This window comes from Variovorax sp. PMC12 (genome assembly GCF_003019815.1).
Taxonomy (GTDB): domain Bacteria; phylum Pseudomonadota; class Gammaproteobacteria; order Burkholderiales; family Burkholderiaceae_C; genus Variovorax.
In genome coordinates this window covers 855,391-875,579 of the sequence record NZ_CP027774.1, presented here as the reverse complement: position 1 = coordinate 875,579, position 20,189 = coordinate 855,391, and the positions used below count along the sequence as shown (strand labels likewise).

Here is a 20,189-nt window from a genome sequence, read left to right as displayed (position 1 = left end):
CGAGTTGCACGGTTTGTTCTCCAGCCGGCCTCAGTTTTTCGTCAAACCGTCAGCGACTTTTTCGTCGCCGCAGGATAGGCGCCACTGGGCTGAGCGTGCGTCCGGCGTCAGGGCGCGTCCGCGCGTGTCTCGCATTTGTTGTCCAAATTTTCGCGCCAATCTTGCGTTTTTGGTCCACTTGGAAGCACTTTATCGCTCAAAGTGTTAGCGGAATATTGTCCGCGCAGGTGTACGCAGGGAAATTCGTAATTCGTGCTTCGCTTCCAACCGCAACTCTCCGTTGCGAGCGGTTTAAGTTAACATAAGATATATTGCATGGATTTTTTGACCTCGCCGATCGCCCTAACGCCATGGAAACGGCTCACCCGCGAAGGCTCGGTAGCCGTTCAGCGCGCGTGGAACGCGCCCAGACGAACGTCATGGCTGCAGCGAGCAGCACCACCGGCAGCATCGCTGCATTGAGCGGCGCCCAGCCGAAGTGATCGAGCGCGGGGCCGGCGGCGAGCGTCGCAAAAGCCGTGCACACGTTGCGCAGCAACTCGGCGGCGCCCTGCGCACGGCCGCGCTCCTGCGGGCGATATGACTGCGCCAGCAGCGTGGTGCCGCCGACGAACATGAAGTTCCAGCCCACGCCCAGGCAGAACAGTGCCGCGTAGAAGGCAGGCAGCGTGGTCGAACTCATCGCGACGACCGAACACACGACATTGAGCACCATGCCCAGGCTCACCACACGCGGCAAGCCCCAGCGCTGGATGAGCGCGCCCGCGAACAGCGCCGGCGCATACATGCCCACCAGGTGCCACTGCATGATCCCCGCGCCGTCGTCGATGGAGTGGTTGCAGGCCACGGCCGCGAGCGGCGCGGCCGTCATCACGAACATCATCGACACCGAACCCACCACGTTGTTGGCCAGCGCGGCGATGAAGATGGGCTGCCTTGCGATCTCGCCCAGCGGGCGGGCTGGCCGAGTGTCGACAGGCCCGCTCGCCGCGGCCTGCATCTGCGTGTCGCGGTAAAGAGCCACGATCAAGACGACCGAGATTGCACCCAGCACCGCCACCATCAGGTAGGCCCCCGCGAACAGAGCTGGCGGAAAGAGGTCCTTGCTCCAGGCCGCGAGCGCCGGCCCCGCGACAGCCGCGATCACGCCGCCGGCCAGCACCGTCGACACGGCGCGGCTCTTGTCGGCGACCGCCACGCCGTCGGCCGCGGCCAGCCGGTAGAACTGCGCGAAGGCCTGGTAGACGCCCACCAATGCCGTGCCGGCGCAGAACACCCAGAAGCTGCCGTGAAAGACAGCCCACACCGACACGAGGCCGCCCGCCGTGCCCGCGAGCGCGCCCAGTGCGAACCCGCCACGCCGCCCGATGCGCTGCATCAGCAGCGACGCGAACCACGTCACCACCGCCCCCGCTACCGTGATGAGCGCAAAGGGCAGCGTCGCCAGCGACTTGTCGGGCGCAAGCATGTGGCCCGTGAGCGCGGTGAGCGTGAGGTCGATCGAAACGGCCGCCGTGTAGAGACCCTGGCAGATCGCGAGCACCCGCGCATCGCGGCGGCCGGTGGAGATGGTGGCGGTGTCGGTCATGAAAGCGAAAGAGCGGGTTTGACAGCCTGAACTCTAGGCAACGACACTCCGGCACGAATGACATACTTCCCTCGTTAAACGACATGACCCGCTCCGTCTCCTTCTTGCTCGTTCCGGAGTTCCAACTGTTCGACATGGCGGGCCCGCTGTCGGTGTTTCAGGTGGCCGCCGAAATCGGACGCAGCCGGCGTGGCCCGGCCTACGAAATAGCGGTGCTTTCCGAACGCGGGGGTCGCGTGGCGTGTTCGGCCGGACTCGAAATGCAGACGCGCTCGTGGCGCGATTCGCAGGCCGGCACCGTCATCGTTCCTGGCGGCCAGGGCGCACGAAAGCCCGGCGCGGCCACGCCCGCGCTGGTGCAATACCTGCGCGCCGCGCTGGCGGCGAAGCGGCGCGTGGCCAGCGTGTGCACCGGCGCGTTCCTGCTGGCCGAGGCGGGCCTGCTAGACGGGCGCCGTGCCACCACGCACTGGCGCCAGGCCGCGCTGCTGCAACGCAACTATCCCGCCATCACCGTCGATGCCGATCGGATCTTCGTGCGCGACGGCCATGTGTGGAGTTCGGCGGGCATCGCGGCCGGCATCGATCTCGCACTGGCGCTCGTCGAGGCGGATCTCGGCGCCGACATCGCGGGCGCGGTGGCGCGCGAGATGGTCGTCTACCACCGGCGCACGGGCGGCCAGTCGCAGTTCTCCGCGCTGCAGGACCTCGCGCCGCAGAGCGAACGCATGCGCGCCGTGCTCGCACACATCGGCGAGAACCTCACGGCCGACCTCGACATCGACCGGCTCGCCGAAGTGGCCTGCGTGAGCCCGCGCCAGTTCATGCGCACCTTCAAGGCAGAGACGGGACAGACGCCCGCCAAGGCCGTGGAGCGCATCCGTGCCGAAGTTGCACGCACGCACATCGAAGGCGGCGACAGCAGCATCGAAGCGGTTGCGCGGCTCACCGGTTTCGAGGACCCGGAGCGCATGCGGCGCGCGTTCGTGCGCGTGTATGGCCAACCGCCGCAGGCCTTGCGGCGCATGGCGCGAGCGGCGGCGCCAGCCGGGGCGCTTCGTGCCTGAGCCTCACCGGGTGCGGACCCTAGTTCACCTCGACAAGGCAATCCTGTTCGGCGCCTGTCCAGCCGTAACCGTCGGCGCCGCTTGCGGATTCAGTACACCCGACGCCGCATCGATGGTGTAGATCGACACCTTGCCGTCCGTGTTGTCCGCCACGTAGGCGAACTTGCCGCTCGCGTCTATCGCCACGGAGGCGGGACGATTGCCGGTGGAAATCGTCGGCGTCACCGCAGGCGTCGGCACGCCGGTCGAGGCGTTCAAGGTGTAGGCCGACACGTTGTGGCTGTCCAGGTTTGCCACGTAGGCAAAGCGTCCCTTCGGGTCCACGGTGATGCTGAATGGACCGCCACCTGTCGCGGGCGGCGTTGCTGCAAGCGGCGTCAGCACGCCCGACACCGGGTTAATGGAATAGGCCATGACGGTCCTGTCGCCCTGGTTCAAAACATAGGCGAAGCGGCCCGAGGGATCCACGGCAATGTCGCGGGCTCCGGATCCGGCCGTCACGGTGGGAATCGTCATCGGGCTCAACGCTCCGGACGTGGCATCGATGTTGTAGGCCGACACGGTACCGTCGCCGGTGTTCGCCACATAGGCGAAGCGGCCCGTGGGGTCCACCGCTATACCGTAAGGCGATCCGCCGGTCTCCACGGACGACACCGCCATCGAACTCAGCGCGCCCGTATTCGCATCGACGTCGAAAGCCAGCACGCGGTCGCCCGCCAGGTTCACGAAGTAGGCGAAGCGGCCGGTGGGGTCCACCGCCATCCCTGCCGAGATAGCACCAACTGCCACGGATGGCGCGCCGATGGCAGTCAAGTCACCTGTCGCACGGTCGATGGAATACGCCGACACGCCGGCGCCCGACGTGCTCGAAACGTAGACGAAGCGGCCCGAGGGATCGACGGTCAGCGCGTACGGACTCGGCACCGACAGCGTCGTCGCAGCGCGCAGCGCTCCTGTCGACGCATCGACGGTGTAGGCAGACACGCTGTTGCTGTCGCCGTTCGACACATAGGCAAAGCGCGAAGGAGGCTCGGCGCAGACGACCTGCACGTCGTCCACCGCGGCCGCCGCGATGGTTCCGCTGCCGTTGGCGACGGTGCATACGCGCGTGAGGATCTTGGACTGCGACTTGATCGACACCGCATAGCGCGTACCGCCGGCAAGCGGTGTCGCAAAACTGAAGCGGCCGTTGGCGGTGATGGGCAGGTCGTCGCCGGCGTTGTTCTGCAACACGAGGCCCGTGCCCAGCAGCCCGGTGACCGTGCCGCTCACGGCGTAAGTCGGTGCAGCCGGCGGCGGCGAGGGCTCAGGCGTCGACGCGGGTGGCGTCGATGCGGGTGGCGTCGATGAAGAAGCAGGGATGACCGGGAAGAAGCCGCCCTCCCCGCCCCCTCCTCCTCCGCCGCAGGCAACAAGCACGAGGGTGAGTGCCGTGGCAAGGGCGTAGCCAGCGCGGCGCGAAAAGGCGGAATGCAGCGTCATCGGGATGGTCGGCGAGTGAGGCGTTTTTTTGGACGAACGCGCAGGCTATCGAAGGAGCCTTTCCGAAGCCATCCCCGAGAACAGGTAGAACGGTGTGGATTCCGGGCGCCCGGGTCAGCGCGATGCGAGGCTCTCCAGGTAGGCGCAGAGCATGTCGGCCATCGCGTCCGCCCAGGCCTCGATCTCGGCGGCGGTCCGGGGGCTCTCCGAAAAATCCTTGCCCACCGTGCTGAGCGTCCTCACGATCAGGTCGCCCGCCATTTCACGCGTGGCATCGGAAGCCACGGGCAGGGCTTGCTTCATGAACACCCGCACGATCTCGCCGCCGGCGGCGCGCACTTCCCGGGCCTCGGGCGCGTCACGGTAGAACGGCGCGGCGTCGCCGAGCGCCGTTCGCACCTGCGCCTCGTCGCACTCCGAGCGAATGAAGGCGTGCGTGAGCATGCGCAGGCGTTCGAGCACGGGCCGCTGCATGTCCCCCAGAATGCCGCGCATCATTTCCGTGGTCTGCTGCCATTCGTCGCTCTGCAGACGAAACAGGATCGACGCCTTGTTCGGAAAGTACTGATAGACCGAACCGACGCTCACCCCGGCCCGCTCGGCAACGCGCGTGGTGGTGAAACGGCCCACCCCTTCCTTCGCCAAAACCTGAATAGCTGCCTGAAGAATGGCCTGGAGAAGGTCGGCCGAGCGCGCCTGCTTGGGCTTTCGGCGAGAGGAGATGGACGCACTCGGGCGGTCGGTCATGGGCAGGATCCGTAACGCGAATGGAAAACGTGAAGGGTTCTTCATATTATTTCGCATCTGCTTTTTCACACGAAAGAACCCGGTGACGACCCTGACCTCCCCTCCCCTCGCCCCTTTGCTCGACCGCCTGTTCCTGCAGGCCGCCGCGGCAACCAGCCCTGCCATTGCCAGCATCAGCCGCGAGGAACGCGAACGGCTGATGCACAGCAAGACCGAGTACCTCGACCTCTATGGCCGGATGAAGGATCTTTGGCTGCCGGTGTCGCGCGAGACCGGCGTGCTGCTCTACCAGCTGGCACGCAGCATGAACGCGCGCAACATCGTGGAGTTCGGCACTTCGTTCGGCCTGTCGACGCTCTACATGGCCGCCGCGCTGCGCGACAACGGCGGCGGCAGGCTCATCAGCAGCGAGTTCGAGCCATCGAAGATCGCCAAGGCCCGCGAGCACTTGACTGAAGGGGGCGTGAGCGACCTGGTCGAAATCCGCGAAGGTGACGCGCTGAAGACGCTGGCCGTCGACCTGCCCCAGACCATCGACCTGGTGCTGCTGGACGGCGCGAAGGCGCTCTACCCCGACATCCTGGCGCTGGTCGAGAGCCGCCTGCGGCCGGGTGCGCTGATCGTGGCGGACAACGCCGACCACAGCCCGGAGTACCTCGCACGCGTGCGTGCGTCCGACGGCGGATACCTGTCGGTCCCCTTCGCCGCCGACGTGGAACTGTCAATGCGGGTGGGCTGAGACCAGAGCTTTACTTGTGCTCGCAAGGACCGGCAGCCGTGCACGGAAGCAGCGAACGCGGGCCGCCACCATGTTGTCACCCCAGCGCTGCAATCCGCTGGTCGGCGCCTTGCATCGTCGCGGGCCGGAAACTCTCCGGCACTTCATTCAAATACAGAGCTGGGTCCGCCACGGCGGCCAGGCAGCGTGCGTACTCCGTTTGGAGGTCGAACGCTACGGGCAGGCGCAGCAGGCTCTTGGGCGAGCACATGAAAGCGGCGAGCCGCACACGCTCGGTGAGCGCCGCGTTCGGGATGCTCGCAACCAGGTCCGCGATCTCGGCACCCCGGAGCGGACAGGCCGGGTCCAGCATCAGCAGATAAGTCGACTCGGTACGCAGCGGCTTGGGCAGCTTGCGCACAGCAGCATGGTCTTTCCATACCGCGTCGCGCCACTGCTGCGGCGTCTCGGGACGCGAGAGGCCGGCCGGCGGCACGCACTGGCGCAGTCCATCGCGCACCGACGAAAGGCTCAGTGTCGAGTTGCCGAGCAGCTTCTTCAGGGCCTTGGGCAGACGTTCGTCGTCATCCGGATCGCGTTGCTCGCGCAGATCGATCACCGTCAGCGGGCCGGAGGGATGCCCCTGGGTCGGGCCTTGGAGGTCGACGAAGTGATCGTCCCGGATCAGGGCCTTGGCACACAGGCCGCCGCGCAGATGAAGCTCTCCATCGTTGTAATGGGCGTAGATCACCTCCTGTGCGCAGAGTCGGCCGTCGATGCGGATGTATGCGCCGCCACAACTCGCCTGCCGTAAGTTCATGTCGCCGCGCACGATCAGCGCGACGCCGGATTCCGCTGATGCATTGAGCAGCGCGCCGGAAAGGCGAAGCGACCCGGTCACCAGAAAGCCGCCAAGGTCGGCGGGCAAGTCCCGCGGCATTTCCTGCAGATGCTCGAGGCCGCCCGCCAAGCCATCCTGCCAGCGCGCCCAGTCGAGAGAGAGGTCGCTGTCCAGTTCGAGGTCACCGTCGTGCACGAGAAACAGGCACTTGTCCGGAAATTGATCGGGGATCAGGTGTTCGCTGCGCAGTTCGGCCGCCGATGCGAGTCTCGTCATGCAAAGGTCTCGTGGTTGTTCAAGGCGCCAGCAGGATACAGGGTCGCGCAGCCATGCCGGGTCGGGCGCACAGCCGCCGCTAGCCGCCGGGCTTCCCCACGCCTTCGTCGTCGATGGCCTTTTGCACCGCCCTGTAGAAACTCTCCCGCGCCGCGCTGTCGGCGCGGTTCGACGCCCCACCCGCCCAGTTGCCGTTCGAGGCGATGACCAGCCTGCGCTTCGGGTCGATGAAGATGCCCTGGCCGAAGATGCCGCGCGCCGCGAAGCTGCCGTCGTCGTAGGTCCACCATTGATAGCCGTAGCCGCGGCCCGGCTGGCCGATGTCCGTGCGCCGCGTGGTGGCCTCGGCCAGCCAGCCGTCCGGCACGATCGGCTGGCCGCCGATGCGTGCGCCGTCGAGCACGAACTGCCCGAAGCGGGCAAAGTCGCGCGTGGCCGCCTGGATGCAGCAACCGCTGATCTCCTGCCCCGAGCGGTTCAGGATCCAGGTGGCCTGCTGCTCCATGCCCGCGGGCCGCCAGATCTTCTCCGACAGATAGGTAGCCAGCGGCTTGCCCGTCGCCCGTGCCACCAGCACCCCCACTAGATTGGTCTCGCCCGTGCTGTAGTTCCAGCGGGTGCCCGCCGGTGCCGCCCGGGGGAGCTGGCGCAGGTAGCTCACCAGCGCGTCGGCACCCGGCTCCGGCCGATGGTTGTTGAAGCGCGCCACGTCCGACTGCGGATCGCCGTAGTTTTCGTTCCAGCGCACGCCGGAGGTCATCGTCAGGAGCTGGCGGATGCTGACAGCGTCATATGCCGAGCCCTTCATCTCCACGATGTAGTCGCTGACCTTGTCGTCGAGGCTGCGAATGTGGCCGTCCCGCACGGCCGCACCGAGCAAGGTGGAAGTGATGGATTTCGCCACCGAGAAGCTGGTCCAGCGCCCTTCGCGGTCGAAGCCCAGGCCGTAGCGCTCCAGGCGCAGCTTCCCGTCTTGCAGGATCACGAGCGCGGCGCTGCGCTGCTGCGCCATGTATGCATCGACGTCCAGGGACAGCGCCAACGGCGGCCCCGGCGGCAAGGCCGACGGCGCGGCACCAGCGGCCACGACGTGCGCCTTGGCCAGCACCGGCAAGCGGTCGAGGGCCCGGAAGCCAGCGTCGCGCTGGCGCTGGCTCCAGAACAGCACATCGCTGTTGGTGGGCAGCGTGGAGAGCAGCCCGCGCGTTTCCTTGTCCAGGCTGTACCAGCCCGCCGCCCCGGCGATGGCCAGCACGGCGAGCCCCCCGAGAACGATCTTGCCAAGCTTCATGCTGAGAATTCCATGCGAGACGGTGATGAGTGACGATGTGCAGCGCATTGGACACCAAGCCGTCCCGTCCGGCGCCGAGCCCGTTACAACATCCGAGGGCGTTCACTCATCGCCGTCCGTGAAACCTGTGTAATGATTTGAAACCCTTCTCGCTTAGGGCCTATGTTGGTTTACCTCGCCGGACTCCTGATGTTTTTCGCCTCGCTGCTCTGCCACGCGCAGACGGCGCCCGAGCAACGGCTGCGCATCGTCGGCGGCCTGGGAGGAGTCACGCAGTACACCGGCCACGAAGAGCAGTTCTGGACCCGGGATCTGGCCACGCTGTCGGGCGGCCGCTACACCGCCAGCATCGTGCCCTTCGACCGTGCCGGCGTGCCGGGACAGGAGATGCTCAACCTCATGCAGCTGGGCGTGGTGCCTTTCGGCACGGCGCTGCTGAGCCAGGTATCGACGCAGTATCCGGAGCTGGGCGCCGCCGACATGGCGGGGCTGAACCCCGACGTGTCCACGTTGCGGCGCACGGTCGGCGCATTTCGCCCGTACCTGGCCGCCGCGCTGCGCGAACGCTATGGTGCCGAACTGCTGGCCGTGTACATCTACCCGGCCCAGGAGGTGTTCTGCAACAAGCCGCTGCAGCAGCTGTCGGACCTGGCGGGCCGACGCACGCGGGTGTCGAGTTCGACGCAGGCGGATTTCATCGCCGCGGTGGGCGGCACGCCGGTCTACACCGAGTTCTCGCAGATCATGGCGAACATGAGGTCCGGCAACACCGACTGCGCGGTCACCGGCACCATGTCGGGCCACACGCTGGGCCTGTACGAGGTGACCAGCACCATCTACACCTTGCCGCTGAGCTGGGGCGTCGCGGTGTTCGCGGCCAACCGCGAGAGTTTCAACGCGCTGCCGGCCGATCTTCAGGCATTGCTGCGCAAGGAACTGCCCAAGCTCGAAAACGCGGTATGGACCCAGTCGGAGCGGGAAACCGACGAGGGCATCGCCTGCAACACCGGTGCGGCGGGTTGCACCAAGCCCACCAAGGGCCGCATGACGGCCGTCCGGCCGTCGCCGCAGGACGAAGCGCGCCGCCGTGAGATCTTCGCGAACCGCGTGCTGCCCGGTTGGGTGCGGCGTTGCGGCCCGGAGTGCGCCAAGGCCTGGAACGACACGCTGGCGCCGGTGGTGGGGCTGCGCGCTCCTTCAGTTCAGTGAAGCCGCATTTCCCGCGCCGCGTCACCGCCATCGTCTTCGGCGTGGCCGTGCTTTTCCTCGCCACGGTGGTGACCATGGCCAGCCTCATCGTCTGGGATGGGCGCCAGAAGGCGATCAGCGACCACGAGAACCTGGCCGTGCGATTCGTCAGCGGCTCCGAGGCGGCGCTCAACCGCTCGCTGCTGAGCGTCGACATGCTGCTGGCGGGCGCCAACGAACTGCTGCGCAGCTCCACCGTCGGCAGCGCCGGCAACGACATGGGCCGCTTCGAGGACCACCGGCTGCTGGACACCGTGGTGCGGCAGAACCTGCTGGTGCGCCACGTCGCCTTCGTCGACGCACGCGGCGCCGTGGTGGCATCCTCCGACCGGCGCGGCGCACAGCTGCCGCTGGTGTTGCCCGCCGGCTTCATCGACAGCGTGCTGGCCAACCCGGTGTCCACCCTGGCCATCAGCCAGCCGGCCACCAGCCTGGTCACCTCGCAGAGGGTGTTGTTCTTCGCGCGCGCCACGACGCTGGCCGACGGCTCGCGCATGGTGGCGGTGGCCGAGGTGCAGCTCTCGCTGCTGGCCACCATCATGACCCAGGGCGCCGGCATCTACGGGCTCGAAGTCACGCTGGAGCGCGACGGCGGCCCGCTGCTGGCGAGCCTGCCGCCGCGCGACGATCTCGACGGCCGGCAGATCGAGCCCGCCCTGCACGAGAGGACCAGCGACGGCAAGCCCTCGCGCATGGCGGCGCGCCTGAGCGGGCTGCCGGCCATCGTGGTGGCCCGCCCGACCCTGCATCGCAACCTGCTGATCGTCGCGAGCATTCCCCTGACCGCGGCGCTGCGCGAGTGGCGCCGCGAGCGCGACCTGATCGCCTGGACGGCCGTCGCCATCGGGCTGATGATCCTGGCGGTGGCCTGCTTCACGCACATCCAGCTGCGAAGGCAGTGGCTCGCGCAGATGGAGCTGCTGCGCTCCAAGTTCACGCTCGACCAGGCCCTGGAGTCGATGATCGACGGCTTCATCCTGCTCGACTCGGACAACCGCGTGCTCACCTGGAACCGGGGCTTCGTCGCGATGTTCCCGTGGGTCGCGCCGATGATCGCGCCCCAGCTGCCGTTTCGCCAGATCATGGACGAGACCGCCCGGCATGTGGTGCACGACCAGGGGCCGGCCGGCTGGACGGCGCTGAACACGCCGCAGATGGATCAGCCTTACTCCGAGCAGGAGGCGCTGCTGGAGAGCGGCCAGGTGATCCGCGCGGCGCGCAGCCGCACGCCCGACGGCGGCATCGTCTGCGTCTACCAGGACATCACCGAGAAGCGCCGCCACATGGCCGCCATCATCGAGAGCAAGGCACAGCTGCAGGCCACGCTGGATGCGCTGCCCGACCTGCTGCTGGAGGTCGGCCTGGACGGCCGCTGCCACGGCTGCCACTCGCCGCGCGTGCCGTTCCCGGCCATCGAGATCGCGGACCCGGTCGGCCACCTGCTGTCCGAACTGCTGCCCGCCGAGGCGACCGCCGAAGTCATGGGCGCGCTGCACGACGCCGACGCCAAGGGCCATTCGGCCGGCCGGCAGTTCGAGCTGCGCCACGCGGGGGACAAGGACTGGTTCGAGATCTCGGCCTCGCGCAAATCGATAGGCGACGGCCGGGACGCGCGCTTCATCGTCATCCTGCGCAACATCACCGAGAGCAAGCGCGCCGCGCGGGAGATCGAGCACCTTGCCTTCTACGACACGCTCACCGGCCTGCCCAATCGCCGCCTGCTGCTGGACCGGCTCAAGCGGGCCATGGGCTCCAATGCGCGGGGCTCGCGCCGTTGCGCGCTGCTGTTTCTCGACCTCGACAACTTCAAGACGCTGAACGACGCGCTCGGCCACGACATCGGCGACGTCATGCTCAAGCAGGTGGCGCAGCGGCTGAAGGAATGCCTGCGCGAAGGCGACATGGTGGCACGCCTGGGCGGCGACGAGTTCGTCGTGATCCTCGAAGACCTGGACACGCAGAACGTCGTCGCCACCTCGCAGACCGAGACCATGGGCGCGGCCATCCTCGCGCGGCTGAGCCAGCCCTACCAGCTCGGCCTGCAGCAGCACCACAGCACCTGCAGCATCGGCGCCGCGCTTTTCGATGCGGGGAACGCATCGATGGAGGAAGTGCTCAAGCAGGCGGACATCGCGATGTACTACGCCAAGACCGACGGCGGCAACGCGCTGCGCTTCTTCGAGGCAGGCATGCAGACCACCATCACCGCGCGCGCCACGCTGGAGAGCGAGCTGCACGCGGCCATCGCCGCCCGGCAGTTCGTTCTTTACTACCAGAGCCAGGTCACCGACGAGAACAAGGTCACGGGCGCGGAGGTGCTGGTGCGCTGGCGCCACCCGGTGCGCGGCCTGCTGCTGCCGCACGAATTCATCGACGTGGCGGAAGACACGGGGCTCATCATCCCGCTCGGCCTGTGGGTGCTGGAGGCCGCCTGCATGCAGCTGGTGGCCTGGCGGGACGACCCGCGCCTGGGCCACCTGCAGCTGTCGGTGAACGTGAGCGCGCGGCAATTCCGCGAGGCGGACTTCGTCGACCAGGTGAGCCGGGTGCTGCAGCGCACCGGCGCCGACCCGCGCAAGCTCAAGCTGGAGCTCACCGAAAGCCTGCTGCACGAAAAAGTGGTCGACGCCATCGGCAAGATGAACGCCCTGGCGGCGCTCGGCATCCAGTTCTCGATGGACGATTTCGGCACGGGCTATTCGTCGCTGTCGTACATGACGCAGCTGCCGCTGAGCCAGATCAAGATCGACAAGTTCTTCGTGCACAGCATCGGCCTGAACCCGAAGGTGGAGCTGATCATCCAGACGATCATCGGCATGGCGCGCAACCTCGAGCTCCAGATCGTGGCCGAGGGCGTGGAAACACAGGCGCAGCGCGACTTCCTCGAGCGCCACGGCTGCCGCGTGTGCCAGGGCTACCTGTTCGGACGGCCCCAGCCGCTGCACCTCTACGAACGCGAACTCGAATTCGACACGGCCGCCTGATGCCGCCCTCGCAAGCCTCCCCGCGAGCCCGCCGGCGCTGGTTGCCGGCCGAGGGCAGCTGGCGCTACCACCTGCTGCTGGTGGCCGCGGGTGCCCTCGTGCTGGGGCCGCTGGCCGGCGTGACGGCGGCCTACATGAACTTCTCGCTCGGCTTTTTCGTCGGCGGCCAGGTGCTCGCCGGCCTGCTGGGCTCGGCCGTGACGGCGGGCTACGGCGCGAGCGGACGGCACGGCGCCAACTACATCCAGACGGCGGCCGCCTCGGTGGCCGCCATGAGCGGACTGGGCGTGCTGCTGCAGGCCATGGCATGGATGGGCATGCCGCAGCCGCCGGCATGGCAGCTGATGCTGTACCTGGGCTGCATCGGCATGCTGGGCGCGGGCGTGGGCATGCTCTACACGCCGGTGCTGGTGGAACGCATGCGGCTGACCTATCCGTCGGGGCTGGCCGTGGCCAACATCCTGCGCGCGCTGACCGATCCGGCGTTGCTGCGGCGCTCGGTCAAGCAGCTCGGCGGCGGCATGGGCATCGGGCTGGTGGCGGGGCTGGCCACCGCGCGGCTGGCGGTGCTGGGCGCCATCGGCATGTCGGCATCGACCCTGGGCGCGGGGCTGGTGGTGGGCGCGCGCATCGGCGTCCCGGCGCTGACCGGAGGCCTCATCGGACTGGCGCTCAAGCCGTGGTTCGTCTCGGCCGGCTGGCTGCAGGCGGACGACGCGCCGCGCAAGGTCATGTTCCTCATCGCGCTGGGCACGATCATGGGCGCGGCGATCCTGGACATGGCGCTGATCTTCCGGCGGGCACTGCCGGGCGCACGGCGGCAGGCCGCAGCGCCTGACGAGATGCCCAGGCCCGGGGTCACGCGCGGTCTCGCGCTCTGGGTGCTGTTCTGGGGCGCCGCCACCGTGGCCTGCGGGCATTGGCTGCTGGCGCAGCCGGTGTTCTATCTGGTGGTGGCCGTGGCGCTGGTGTTCGTCTTCGCGCTGGTCAACGGGATCTCGGTGGGCGTGAGCGATTCAAATCCGATCTCGTCGGCATTCGTCGTGACCGTCGTCATCCTCGCCGCGCTCGGACTGCGCGACCCCACGGTGGGGCTGATGGCCGGCGCGGTGCTGCTCATGGCCACGGGCGTGGCCTGCGACATGCAGCAGGACCGCTCCACGGGCTGGAGGCTCGGCAGCTCGCGCACGCTGCAGTTCCGCTACCAGGTGATGGGCATCGTGGTGGGCGCCGTGCTCGCGGTGGTGTTCGCGGGCCTGTTCATGGCGGCCTACCCGGTTCTGCTGCAGGACCAGACGGTGCTGAAGGCCGATCAGCAGCCGGGCGGCTGGACCTCGGCCATGACCTACAAGTTCGTCGGCGTGCTGCGCAGCCTCACCGACGACGTGCCTTACCAGCGCACGGCGATCGGCATCGGAATCGCCGCGGGCCTCGTGATCGAGGGCCTGCGCAAGTGGATCCGGCCGCGCGGCTTCGTGCTCGACGCGATCGTGCTGCCGTCGCCGTATGCGCTGTCGTTCGGCGGCTTCGTGCCGCTGTCGGCGTCGCTGTGGTTTGCTGCGGGGGGCGTGGCCGGCAGCCTGTGGGCCGCCCGCGCACCCGCGCGCGGGGACGCGCCACAGGACATGAGCAGCGCCTCCCTGTTCGGCGGCGGCCTGATCGCCGGCGACGCGTTGGCCGCGGTGGGACTGGGCGTGGCCAGCCTGCTCGCTGCCGTCACCTAGCCGCCACGAACCGGCGCTCGCGCATCCACTTGGTCATGACCCACTTCTCGCCGCGGTCCACGGTCGCGCTGGCGTGCAGGCAGCGCGCATCGACGCGCCCTCCGTCGTCGCCATATTCGAAGTAGCAGGCGTTGCCCCGGATCGGCGAGAACGCCAGGCCGAGTTGCGGGAAGACGGTCTGCCCGCCGTCCGGCACGTCGTTGAGATAGGTCACCAGGGTGCTCACGCGCTGTCCGCTTCGCGCGATGGATTCGCGGTTGGCGGCGTTGGTGGGCGCCAGGTAGTCGTGGTGAGGCTCGCTGCCCGCGCCGGTGGGGTAGTGCAGCACCTGCAGCCCCTCGCCGTTTTCCGGTGGCAGGTTCATCAGCGCGGACAGGCGCCGGTCGAGACGCGCGATCAGCTCGTTCTCGCCCGGGCGAAAGAACATGCCCCAGCTGGTGCGCTTGTCGCTCACCACGTCGCGCCCGCTCATCGGATCGACCAGCGTGGAAGGCTTCAGGCGCGGACGCGCCATCTCGATCACGGCCTTGCACTCGTGCGCATCTACGACATTGCCGAGCGCGGCGTAGACCGGATCGTCGCCGCGCGAATGCACGACGACCTCGCGATCGGTGGTCGGGATACGCGTGCCCGATGCGAGCCGCGCCACGGGCCTGCCGGGGGACTCTTCCGGTATTTCGATGGCATCGGCAGGCATCGCGGTACCGCGCTGCCGTGCATCGACGTAGGCCGACACGATGGCCCGCGCCGAGCGCTCGTTCATCCCCTGCCCGAGCATGGTGGAGACCAGTGCCTGCGGCGCCCGCCCGGCATTCAGATTGTGTGTGAGCCAGCGGCCCAGATCGGGCGAGAAGCGGACGACGGTGCTCATGGGTTCACACGGGCCCCAGCCGCGCGACCCAGCCCTTGTCGCCGAGCGTGAAGCCCTGGCGCAGCTGCAGCTGCCCGCCCGCGCCGTTGGCGATGCGCGTGATCATCGGGAACACGCGCTGCGCGTCGGCGTTCTGCATCCACGGCGCCGTGTCGATCTGGTAGGTGTAGCTCACCACCGCCATCGGATGCTTCGCGTCGGAGGTGTCGACCTTGACGTCGACGATCTTCTCGCGCTTGAGATGCGCCACGCAAAAATCGTTGGCGTGCTCGGCGCCACGGGTGACGTAGGGATGCGGCTTGTAGAACTTGCGCCCGGCATCCGTCAGCTCGAACCGCTTGACGGCGCCGTCCGGGTTCTCGCTGCTCTTCGGCACGGACACGATGGTGCTGTGCACCAGGCCCAGCTGTTCCATCACCGGGAACTGGATGGCATGGCGCGCGCCGGAGCCGGCCTCGGCCTCGGTCAGATCGATGGGCCAGTCGAACATGGCCAGGCAGATGTCGCCGCGCTGGGCCAGATGCTCATCCAGTGCGGGCGCGAGGTTCTCCGCGGTGGGGGCCTTGGGGTCGTGGCTCGCGCTGCATGCGGCCAGTGCGCAGATCAGCGCAATGCCCGTCAGAGTCTTGATCGAGGCCCGGGGGCCCCGGCTCGGGCAGATGGAAAAGAGATTCATGGGGTCTGTGGTTGTTTTCAGGAGCAAGGGCGATCGCGGACTCAGTGCATGTCCAGCTCGTCCGCGACCCAGCCGCGCCGCGTGAGGTGCACGCCCAGGCGCACCTGCATGGTTCCTTCGCGCTGGATGGCGCGCGCCAGCAGCGGAAAGGCCTGTTGCACTTCAGGTGTGCCGGCCCACTGGTCGGGCGCGATGCGGTAGGTGAAAAGCAAGGAGGTCGCGGTGCGGCCGTCGCGCGTCTGCGGCGGATCCCAGCCGACCAGGCGGTCCAGGCTCAGGGTGGCCGCGCAGAAGTCGCCCGGGTGTGTCACGGTCTGCGTCGTGGTGCGAATCACCACGGGCACCTGCAGGTAGTACTTGCGGCCCGCGTCGGTCAGCGCGTATTCGCGGGCCGGCGCGTTCGCTTGGCTGGCCGCGACATCCCTGCCCGTCACCAGGCCCAGCTTCTCGAGCAACGGCATCTGCTGCGCATCGGGTTCGTGTGATCCGGCCGCCACCGTGATCGGCCATGTGTACTTGGCCAGGCAGACATGGCCGCGCTGCGCGAGATAGTCATTGACCGTCGCCGTGAAGTTGTCGCGGTCCGGAAAGCGCGCCTGTTCGTTGTCGCAGCCGGCCAGCAAGGCCAGCAGCGCCAGAAGAAAGCCGACGCCGCCGACGCGGCGTGCGAGGAATGAGGTTGTTTGCGTCATCGAATCAACGAGCCGTCTTCAGTTCACGCATTTGCCGGTGGCCGGTGGCTTGGCGGCAGGCTGGTAGCCGTCGCTCAGGACGCCCAGGAAGCAGACCAGGTCGGCGACCTGCTGCGGCGTCATGGCCGGGGGGGAGCCGGGCGCGCGCGGCCTGGTGCCGCTGGCCAGCGTCTTGTCGCCGCCCTCGCCCGTGCCCATCGGCACTTCCTCGTCGATGCTGCCCTGCTGCGCAGGCGGCAGGTCGTTGTACTTGCGGACCGTCGCCCCCGGCACATGGGTGGGTTGCAGCGCCCAGGCCGGGTTGGCCTGCGGCGCGCCGGTGCCGTCCTTGTCGGCCGGATACCAGTACTCCGGGTTGGTGTCGCGCGTGTTGTAAAAGTTGACGACCTGCTCCAGAGAATGGAGCACGCCGTTGTGGAAGAAGGCGCCTCGCGTCGCCACGTTGCGCAGCACCGGAACCTTGAACATGCCGCAGTAGGGGTTGGGGGTCTGCGGCGTGGCGGGCATGTGGTCGGTGCGGTAGGGGCCGCACAGCCCCATGTCGAAGTACTTCGGATCGTCGTTGGCGGGAATCGGATCCGGATTGTTCGGGATCGACCTGTCGTTGCGCGGCGCGCCCAGGGCCTGGTAGGTGAAGTCCGTCATCAGGCCGGAGTTGCCGTTGAAGTTGGCGCCCGTGTAGTGGCAGCCGGAGCAGTTGGCAACACCGCTGCTGTGGAACACGACCTCGCCGCGCCGTTCGGCCGGCGTCAGCGTGCCGCCTGCCTTGTTGAAGACGTAGAGGTCGTACTTGCTGCTGTACGGGTGGAAGCTCAGGTCCTCCGTCTCCAGCGCCTGGATCGCGGTGCCGACGGCGTCGAAGGCCTTGTCGGTGTCGTTGAAGACGTCGGCGCCGAAGGCTTGCCTGAACAGGCCGGCATAGGCGGCGTTGCGCACCGCCTTCACGACCGCTTCCTTCGAGGGGTTGTTCATCTCCAGCGGATTGAGCAGCGGCAGCGCGGCCTGCGCCGCCAGCGTCGCCGCGCGGCCATCCGCCATGAAGCCGCCGCCGGGCGAGTTGGAGGTCACGCCGTCCGGGTTCGGCGCGTCGTCGTCGAAGGCGGGTGTCGATTCCTTGTAGCGCAGCGAGGGCACGGCGCGCGCGCCGGCCTGCGTGATGTCGGAGCCCAGTTGCACCGAGATGCTGTTCGGCGGCCCGTAGGCGTATTGCGGGTCATGGCAGCTCGCGCACGACATGTTCTTTCCGCTCGACAGGTTCTTGTCGAAGAACAACATCTGCCCGACCTGCGCGCCCGGGCTCAGGGCCGGCGCGCGCGGGCCGGCGCTTGCCGCCATCGCCGTGCCCTTGCCATCGCAGCCCGCCAAAGCCAGAAGCGCCACCGAGAGCGCCACGACGAGGGGGAGCGTCTTTTCCATTGCCAGATTCATCATTCACCGTTGCTCGAAGGCCGGAAAAAGCTGTTCCAGGCGGCCCCGCAAGGAGTTCCGCCTGGAACACCGCCCCGTTTCCCCGGGGCGGCCTTCGGCTTACTTGATTGCCCAGACGTTGGTCTGGCTTGCGTCGGGGCCCGTTTGCGGGGTGATCTGGCCTTCCAGCTTGCCCGTGAGCGTGTCGACCTGGCCGACGATGTCGGCCGCATACAGCTTCTGCGTGTAGTTGCCCGGGATCACGTAGGCATGGTTGATGGGCCGCACCGAGTCGAAGTGCGTGTCCACGCTGCCCGCGAATTCCGGCAGCGCCGTGATGTTGGCCGTGATGAAGGCTTCGGTGTACTTGGCGCGGTTCAGGTAAGTCGCATCCACGGCCGGGTCGGCGATCTGGAACATGTCCTGCAGCGTGCGCACGAACGAGAAGTGGCTGTAGGAGTCGCTGTCCGCGATCTTCTTCTTCGCCGTGCCCACGTCCTGCTGGTTGGAGATGATCCCGAAGATCGAGTTGCCGTGGCCGAAGTTGCCCGAGCTGTAGTTGACCGGTGCGGTGGTGGCCGTCGCCTTGCCGTTCGCATCCACGGTCACCGGTGCGGCGCCCGAGTTCTTGCCGCCGGCGTTCCAGCCGCAGCACGAGCCGTTGCTGCCGCCTTCGCCTTCGTCGTACATCACGACGATCGCGACGCGCTTCTGCGGGTTCTTCCACAGCGCGGAGTTCTGGATCTTCTTCACCACCATGCCGAGGTAGATGTCGGCGCGCATGACGCCGTTGGCCTGGCCGTTGTTGTTGCTCACGCAGCTCGTGTCGCTGCCGACGCCGTGCATGTCGTCGCACTGGTCCGGAACGATGAAGTTGATGTTGCCCACGTCGCCCGTGGCCAGGTCCTTGCTGAACTGGTCATAGACCCAGCCGTTCGGAATCGGGTAGGCCGAGGACTTGAGCCAATCCGCTTCCTGGTACTGGGTGCCGAAGATGGTGCGGTTGGTGGCCACGAACTCGGGCAGGTTGCGCGCGCTCTGGTAGGCGATCGACGGGCCGTGCTTGACCTTGTACAGGCCGTTCACCACGCCGAAGTTGGCGGTGCCGGTAAGGCTGGGGGTGGAACCGTCGAGGTTGGTGAAGCCGTTCAGGCGGTTGCCTGCGTCGTAGGTGGCGGTGACGGACGCGTCGGCGATGCTGTCGGCGCGAACGTCCTGGCCGGGGTTCATCGATTCGCTGTAGGTGCGGATGGTGCGGCCCGTCCTGGACATCAGCGTGAACAGGTTGTCGCCGAGGACGTTGTGCACGGTGCCGCTGGTCGGGTTGTCGCCGCAGGTGGTGCTGGCCGCGCTGTAGCCGGCGCGCGTGGCGCTGCCGGCGGGAGGCAGCGGGCCTTGACCCGGCAGCGGCTGGCCGTCGGAAGCCGTGCCGCCGGTGAATGCGACGTCGGTGATGGCGTTGGCGCTGCCGGCGATCACGCCGCATCCGAACCAGTTGTCGTCGTTGATGCCGAAGTCGTCGCCGCCGCCGAGTGCGGTGTAGTTCGGCTCGGACGGATTGCCGGTCGAGTAGTACGTCGTCAGCTGGTTGTACTTGTTCAGGATGTAGTTGATGTTCACGGCCCGCGAGTTGCCGACGATCACGTCGGTCGACTTGTTCTCCTCGACGACCACGAAGATGTTGTCGTAGGCCGGCACGCCTTCCACGTTGAAGGCCGCCTGCTGCGCCTGCGCGAAGGTGATGGGCGCCTGCTTCTGCGTCGGCACCGACGGCGTGACCTTGCTGCCGTCCCTGTTGGTGATGGTCACGCTCGACAGCCCGACCAGGCGCGGGTCGCCGCCCGCGACGGCCAGGTTGTCGGGGAACATGTCCTTGCGGTCGAGCTTGGTCGTCGCATAGGTGTAGCGGTTGGTCAGCTGGTTGTCTTCGTACAGCACCGCGTACTGGCTGGCGCCGCTCAGTGTGTTGACGTCCGCCAGCGGGTCGGCGACCGTGGCCGTGCCGAGATTGAACGCCGGTCCGTTGAGGCGCGCGACGAGGTTGGCTTTCTCTGCCGCGTAGCTGCTGCCGTTGGCTTCCACCAGGCGTTGCGCTTCGCTAGACAGCGGGCTGATGACGACCTTGCCCGCGCCCTGGTCCGCGATCTGGGCGGCGGAAGCGCGCAGGATCAGGTGGCTGGCCACCGCGGTGCCGGTGGCGGTGTTGATCGCACCCGTGCCGATGTCCGCCACCAGCGGGCCGGTCTGGGTCGTGGTCAGCGTGAACTTGCCGCTGGCGTCCGTGACGGCCGACACTTCGCCGCTGTCGAGCACGCCGTTGCCATTGGTGTCGACGAAGACCGTGGCCTTCTGGTAGTAGCCGGCCTTGAGGGTCGGGTTGCCCGTGGCGCTTCCCGGCACGAAGCCGCTGGCGGCAACCACGCCGCTGTAGGTGGTGGGGCTGGCGGCGGGCGTCGTTCCGACCGGGAAGACGATGGCGCCGGGCCCGCCGTTTCCTCCCCCGCAGGCGGCGAGCACGCAAGCCGCGACCGTCGTCAAGGACGTGAACAGGGCTTTTCTATTGAGAATGTTCATATG

At 67.8% G+C, this 20,189-nt stretch carries 15 protein-coding genes; 5 read left to right on the top strand and 10 right to left on the bottom strand.

All coding sequences use genetic code 11. The features are described 5' to 3' along the window. Window positions 1-361: 361 nt before the first annotated feature. Window positions 362-1,588, bottom strand: coding sequence for an MFS transporter (locus C4F17_RS31455; RefSeq protein ID WP_106938293.1), 1,227 nt, complete (start codon window positions 1,586-1,588; stop codon window positions 362-364). 83 nt (window positions 1,589-1,671) lie between these two features. On the opposite strand from C4F17_RS31455, the gene C4F17_RS31450 reads away from it, so the two are divergent. Then, on the top strand, window positions 1,672-2,655 hold the full coding sequence (locus C4F17_RS31450) for a GlxA family transcriptional regulator (protein WP_106938292.1): 984 nt from the start codon (window positions 1,672-1,674) through the stop codon (window positions 2,653-2,655). Between the two features lie 24 nt (window positions 2,656-2,679). Here C4F17_RS31450 and C4F17_RS31445 read toward each other — a convergent pair whose 3' ends face one another. Continuing rightward, entirely contained in the window at window positions 2,680-4,137 is a 1,458-nt protein-coding gene (locus tag C4F17_RS31445) for a lactonase family protein (protein ID WP_106938291.1), read from the bottom strand. Window positions 4,138-4,251: 114 nt separating this feature from the next. Continuing rightward, complete coding sequence (locus tag C4F17_RS31440) at window positions 4,252-4,884, bottom strand: TetR family transcriptional regulator (protein ID WP_106938290.1); 633 nt, start codon at window positions 4,882-4,884, stop codon at window positions 4,252-4,254. A gap of 82 nt (window positions 4,885-4,966) precedes the next feature. Here C4F17_RS31440 and C4F17_RS31435 point away from each other — a divergent pair, with 82 nt between their 5' ends. Further along, entirely contained in the window at window positions 4,967-5,623 is a 657-nt protein-coding gene (locus C4F17_RS31435) for an O-methyltransferase (protein WP_234383060.1), read from the top strand. A 76-nt stretch (window positions 5,624-5,699) separates the two neighbouring features. Here C4F17_RS31435 and C4F17_RS31430 read toward each other — a convergent pair whose 3' ends face one another. Both C4F17_RS31430 and C4F17_RS31425 read right to left on the bottom strand, forming a co-directional pair. After that, window positions 5,700-6,719: a hypothetical protein gene (locus C4F17_RS31430; protein ID WP_106938289.1), complete on the bottom strand. Its 1,020-nt coding sequence runs from the start codon at window positions 6,717-6,719 to the stop codon at window positions 5,700-5,702. 79 nt (window positions 6,720-6,798) lie between these two features. Continuing rightward, entirely contained in the window at window positions 6,799-8,010 is a 1,212-nt protein-coding gene (locus tag C4F17_RS31425) for a serine hydrolase domain-containing protein (RefSeq protein WP_106938288.1), read from the bottom strand. 189 nt (window positions 8,011-8,199) lie between these two features. On the opposite strand from C4F17_RS31425, the gene C4F17_RS31420 reads away from it, so the two are divergent. Genes C4F17_RS31420 through C4F17_RS31410 form a run of 3 tightly spaced genes read left to right on the top strand, consistent with a single transcriptional unit; the run spans window position 8,200 to window position 13,966 of the window. Then, window positions 8,200-9,219, top strand: coding sequence for a TRAP transporter substrate-binding protein (locus tag C4F17_RS31420; protein WP_106938529.1), 1,020 nt, complete (start codon window positions 8,200-8,202; stop codon window positions 9,217-9,219). After that, on the top strand, window positions 9,216-12,242 hold the full coding sequence (locus tag C4F17_RS31415) for a bifunctional diguanylate cyclase/phosphodiesterase (RefSeq protein ID WP_234383059.1): 3,027 nt from the start codon (window positions 9,216-9,218) through the stop codon (window positions 12,240-12,242). Before C4F17_RS31420 ends, C4F17_RS31415 begins: the two co-directional genes overlap by 4 nt. Beyond that, complete coding sequence (locus C4F17_RS31410; protein ID WP_106938287.1) at window positions 12,242-13,966, top strand: OPT/YSL family transporter; 1,725 nt, start codon at window positions 12,242-12,244, stop codon at window positions 13,964-13,966. Before C4F17_RS31415 ends, C4F17_RS31410 begins: the two co-directional genes overlap by 1 nt. Here C4F17_RS31410 and C4F17_RS31405 read toward each other — a convergent pair. From C4F17_RS31405 to C4F17_RS31385, 5 genes are all read right to left on the bottom strand, one after another. Beyond that, complete coding sequence (locus C4F17_RS31405; protein WP_106938286.1) at window positions 13,959-14,837, bottom strand: 2OG-Fe(II) oxygenase; 879 nt, start codon at window positions 14,835-14,837, stop codon at window positions 13,959-13,961. The two genes, C4F17_RS31410 and C4F17_RS31405, sit on opposite strands and share 8 nt — an antisense overlap. Before the next feature lie 4 nt (window positions 14,838-14,841). Continuing rightward, on the bottom strand, window positions 14,842-15,513 hold the full coding sequence (locus tag C4F17_RS31400; protein ID WP_106938285.1) for a hypothetical protein: 672 nt from the start codon (window positions 15,511-15,513) through the stop codon (window positions 14,842-14,844). A gap of 41 nt (window positions 15,514-15,554) precedes the next feature. After that, a complete protein-coding gene (locus C4F17_RS31395; RefSeq protein WP_081267629.1) occupies window positions 15,555-16,205 on the bottom strand; it encodes a hypothetical protein in 651 nt (216 codons plus the stop codon). Between the two features lie 18 nt (window positions 16,206-16,223). Continuing rightward, window positions 16,224-17,621, bottom strand: a complete 1,398-nt coding sequence (locus tag C4F17_RS31390) for a cytochrome-c peroxidase (RefSeq protein WP_106938284.1) — start codon at window positions 17,619-17,621, stop codon at window positions 16,224-16,226. A gap of 111 nt (window positions 17,622-17,732) precedes the next feature. Then, window positions 17,733-20,186 (bottom strand): phosphoesterase, encoded by a 2,454-nt coding sequence (locus C4F17_RS31385; protein WP_106938283.1) that lies wholly within the window; start codon window positions 20,184-20,186, stop codon window positions 17,733-17,735. Window positions 20,187-20,189: the final 3 nt, after the last annotated feature.

Bases quoted from the DNA above. Each gene is read 5' to 3' on its own strand.
- C4F17_RS31455 (WP_106938293.1), bottom strand. From the start codon at position 1,588: ATGACCGACACCGCCACCATCTCCACCGGCCGCCGCGATGCGCGGGTG.
- C4F17_RS31450 (WP_106938292.1), top strand. From the start codon at position 1,672: ATGACCCGCTCCGTCTCCTTCTTGCTCGTTCCGGAGTTCCAACTGTTC.
- C4F17_RS31445 (WP_106938291.1), bottom strand. From the start codon at position 4,137: ATGACGCTGCATTCCGCCTTTTCGCGCCGCGCTGGCTACGCCCTTGCC.
- C4F17_RS31440 (WP_106938290.1), bottom strand. From the start codon at position 4,884: ATGACCGACCGCCCGAGTGCGTCCATCTCCTCTCGCCGAAAGCCCAAG.
- C4F17_RS31430 (WP_106938289.1), bottom strand. From the start codon at position 6,719: ATGACGAGACTCGCATCGGCGGCCGAACTGCGCAGCGAACACCTGATC.
- C4F17_RS31425 (WP_106938288.1), bottom strand. From the start codon at position 8,010: ATGAAGCTTGGCAAGATCGTTCTCGGGGGGCTCGCCGTGCTGGCCATC.
- C4F17_RS31420 (WP_106938529.1), top strand. From the start codon at position 8,200: ATGTTTTTCGCCTCGCTGCTCTGCCACGCGCAGACGGCGCCCGAGCAA.
- C4F17_RS31410 (WP_106938287.1), top strand. From the start codon at position 12,242: ATGCCGCCCTCGCAAGCCTCCCCGCGAGCCCGCCGGCGCTGGTTGCCG.
- C4F17_RS31405 (WP_106938286.1), bottom strand. From the start codon at position 14,837: ATGAGCACCGTCGTCCGCTTCTCGCCCGATCTGGGCCGCTGGCTCACA.
- C4F17_RS31400 (WP_106938285.1), bottom strand. From the start codon at position 15,513: ATGAATCTCTTTTCCATCTGCCCGAGCCGGGGCCCCCGGGCCTCGATC.
- C4F17_RS31395 (WP_081267629.1), bottom strand. From the start codon at position 16,205: ATGACGCAAACAACCTCATTCCTCGCACGCCGCGTCGGCGGCGTCGGC.
- C4F17_RS31390 (WP_106938284.1), bottom strand. From the start codon at position 17,621: ATGGAAAAGACGCTCCCCCTCGTCGTGGCGCTCTCGGTGGCGCTTCTG.
- C4F17_RS31385 (WP_106938283.1), bottom strand. From the start codon at position 20,186: ATGAACATTCTCAATAGAAAAGCCCTGTTCACGTCCTTGACGACGGTC.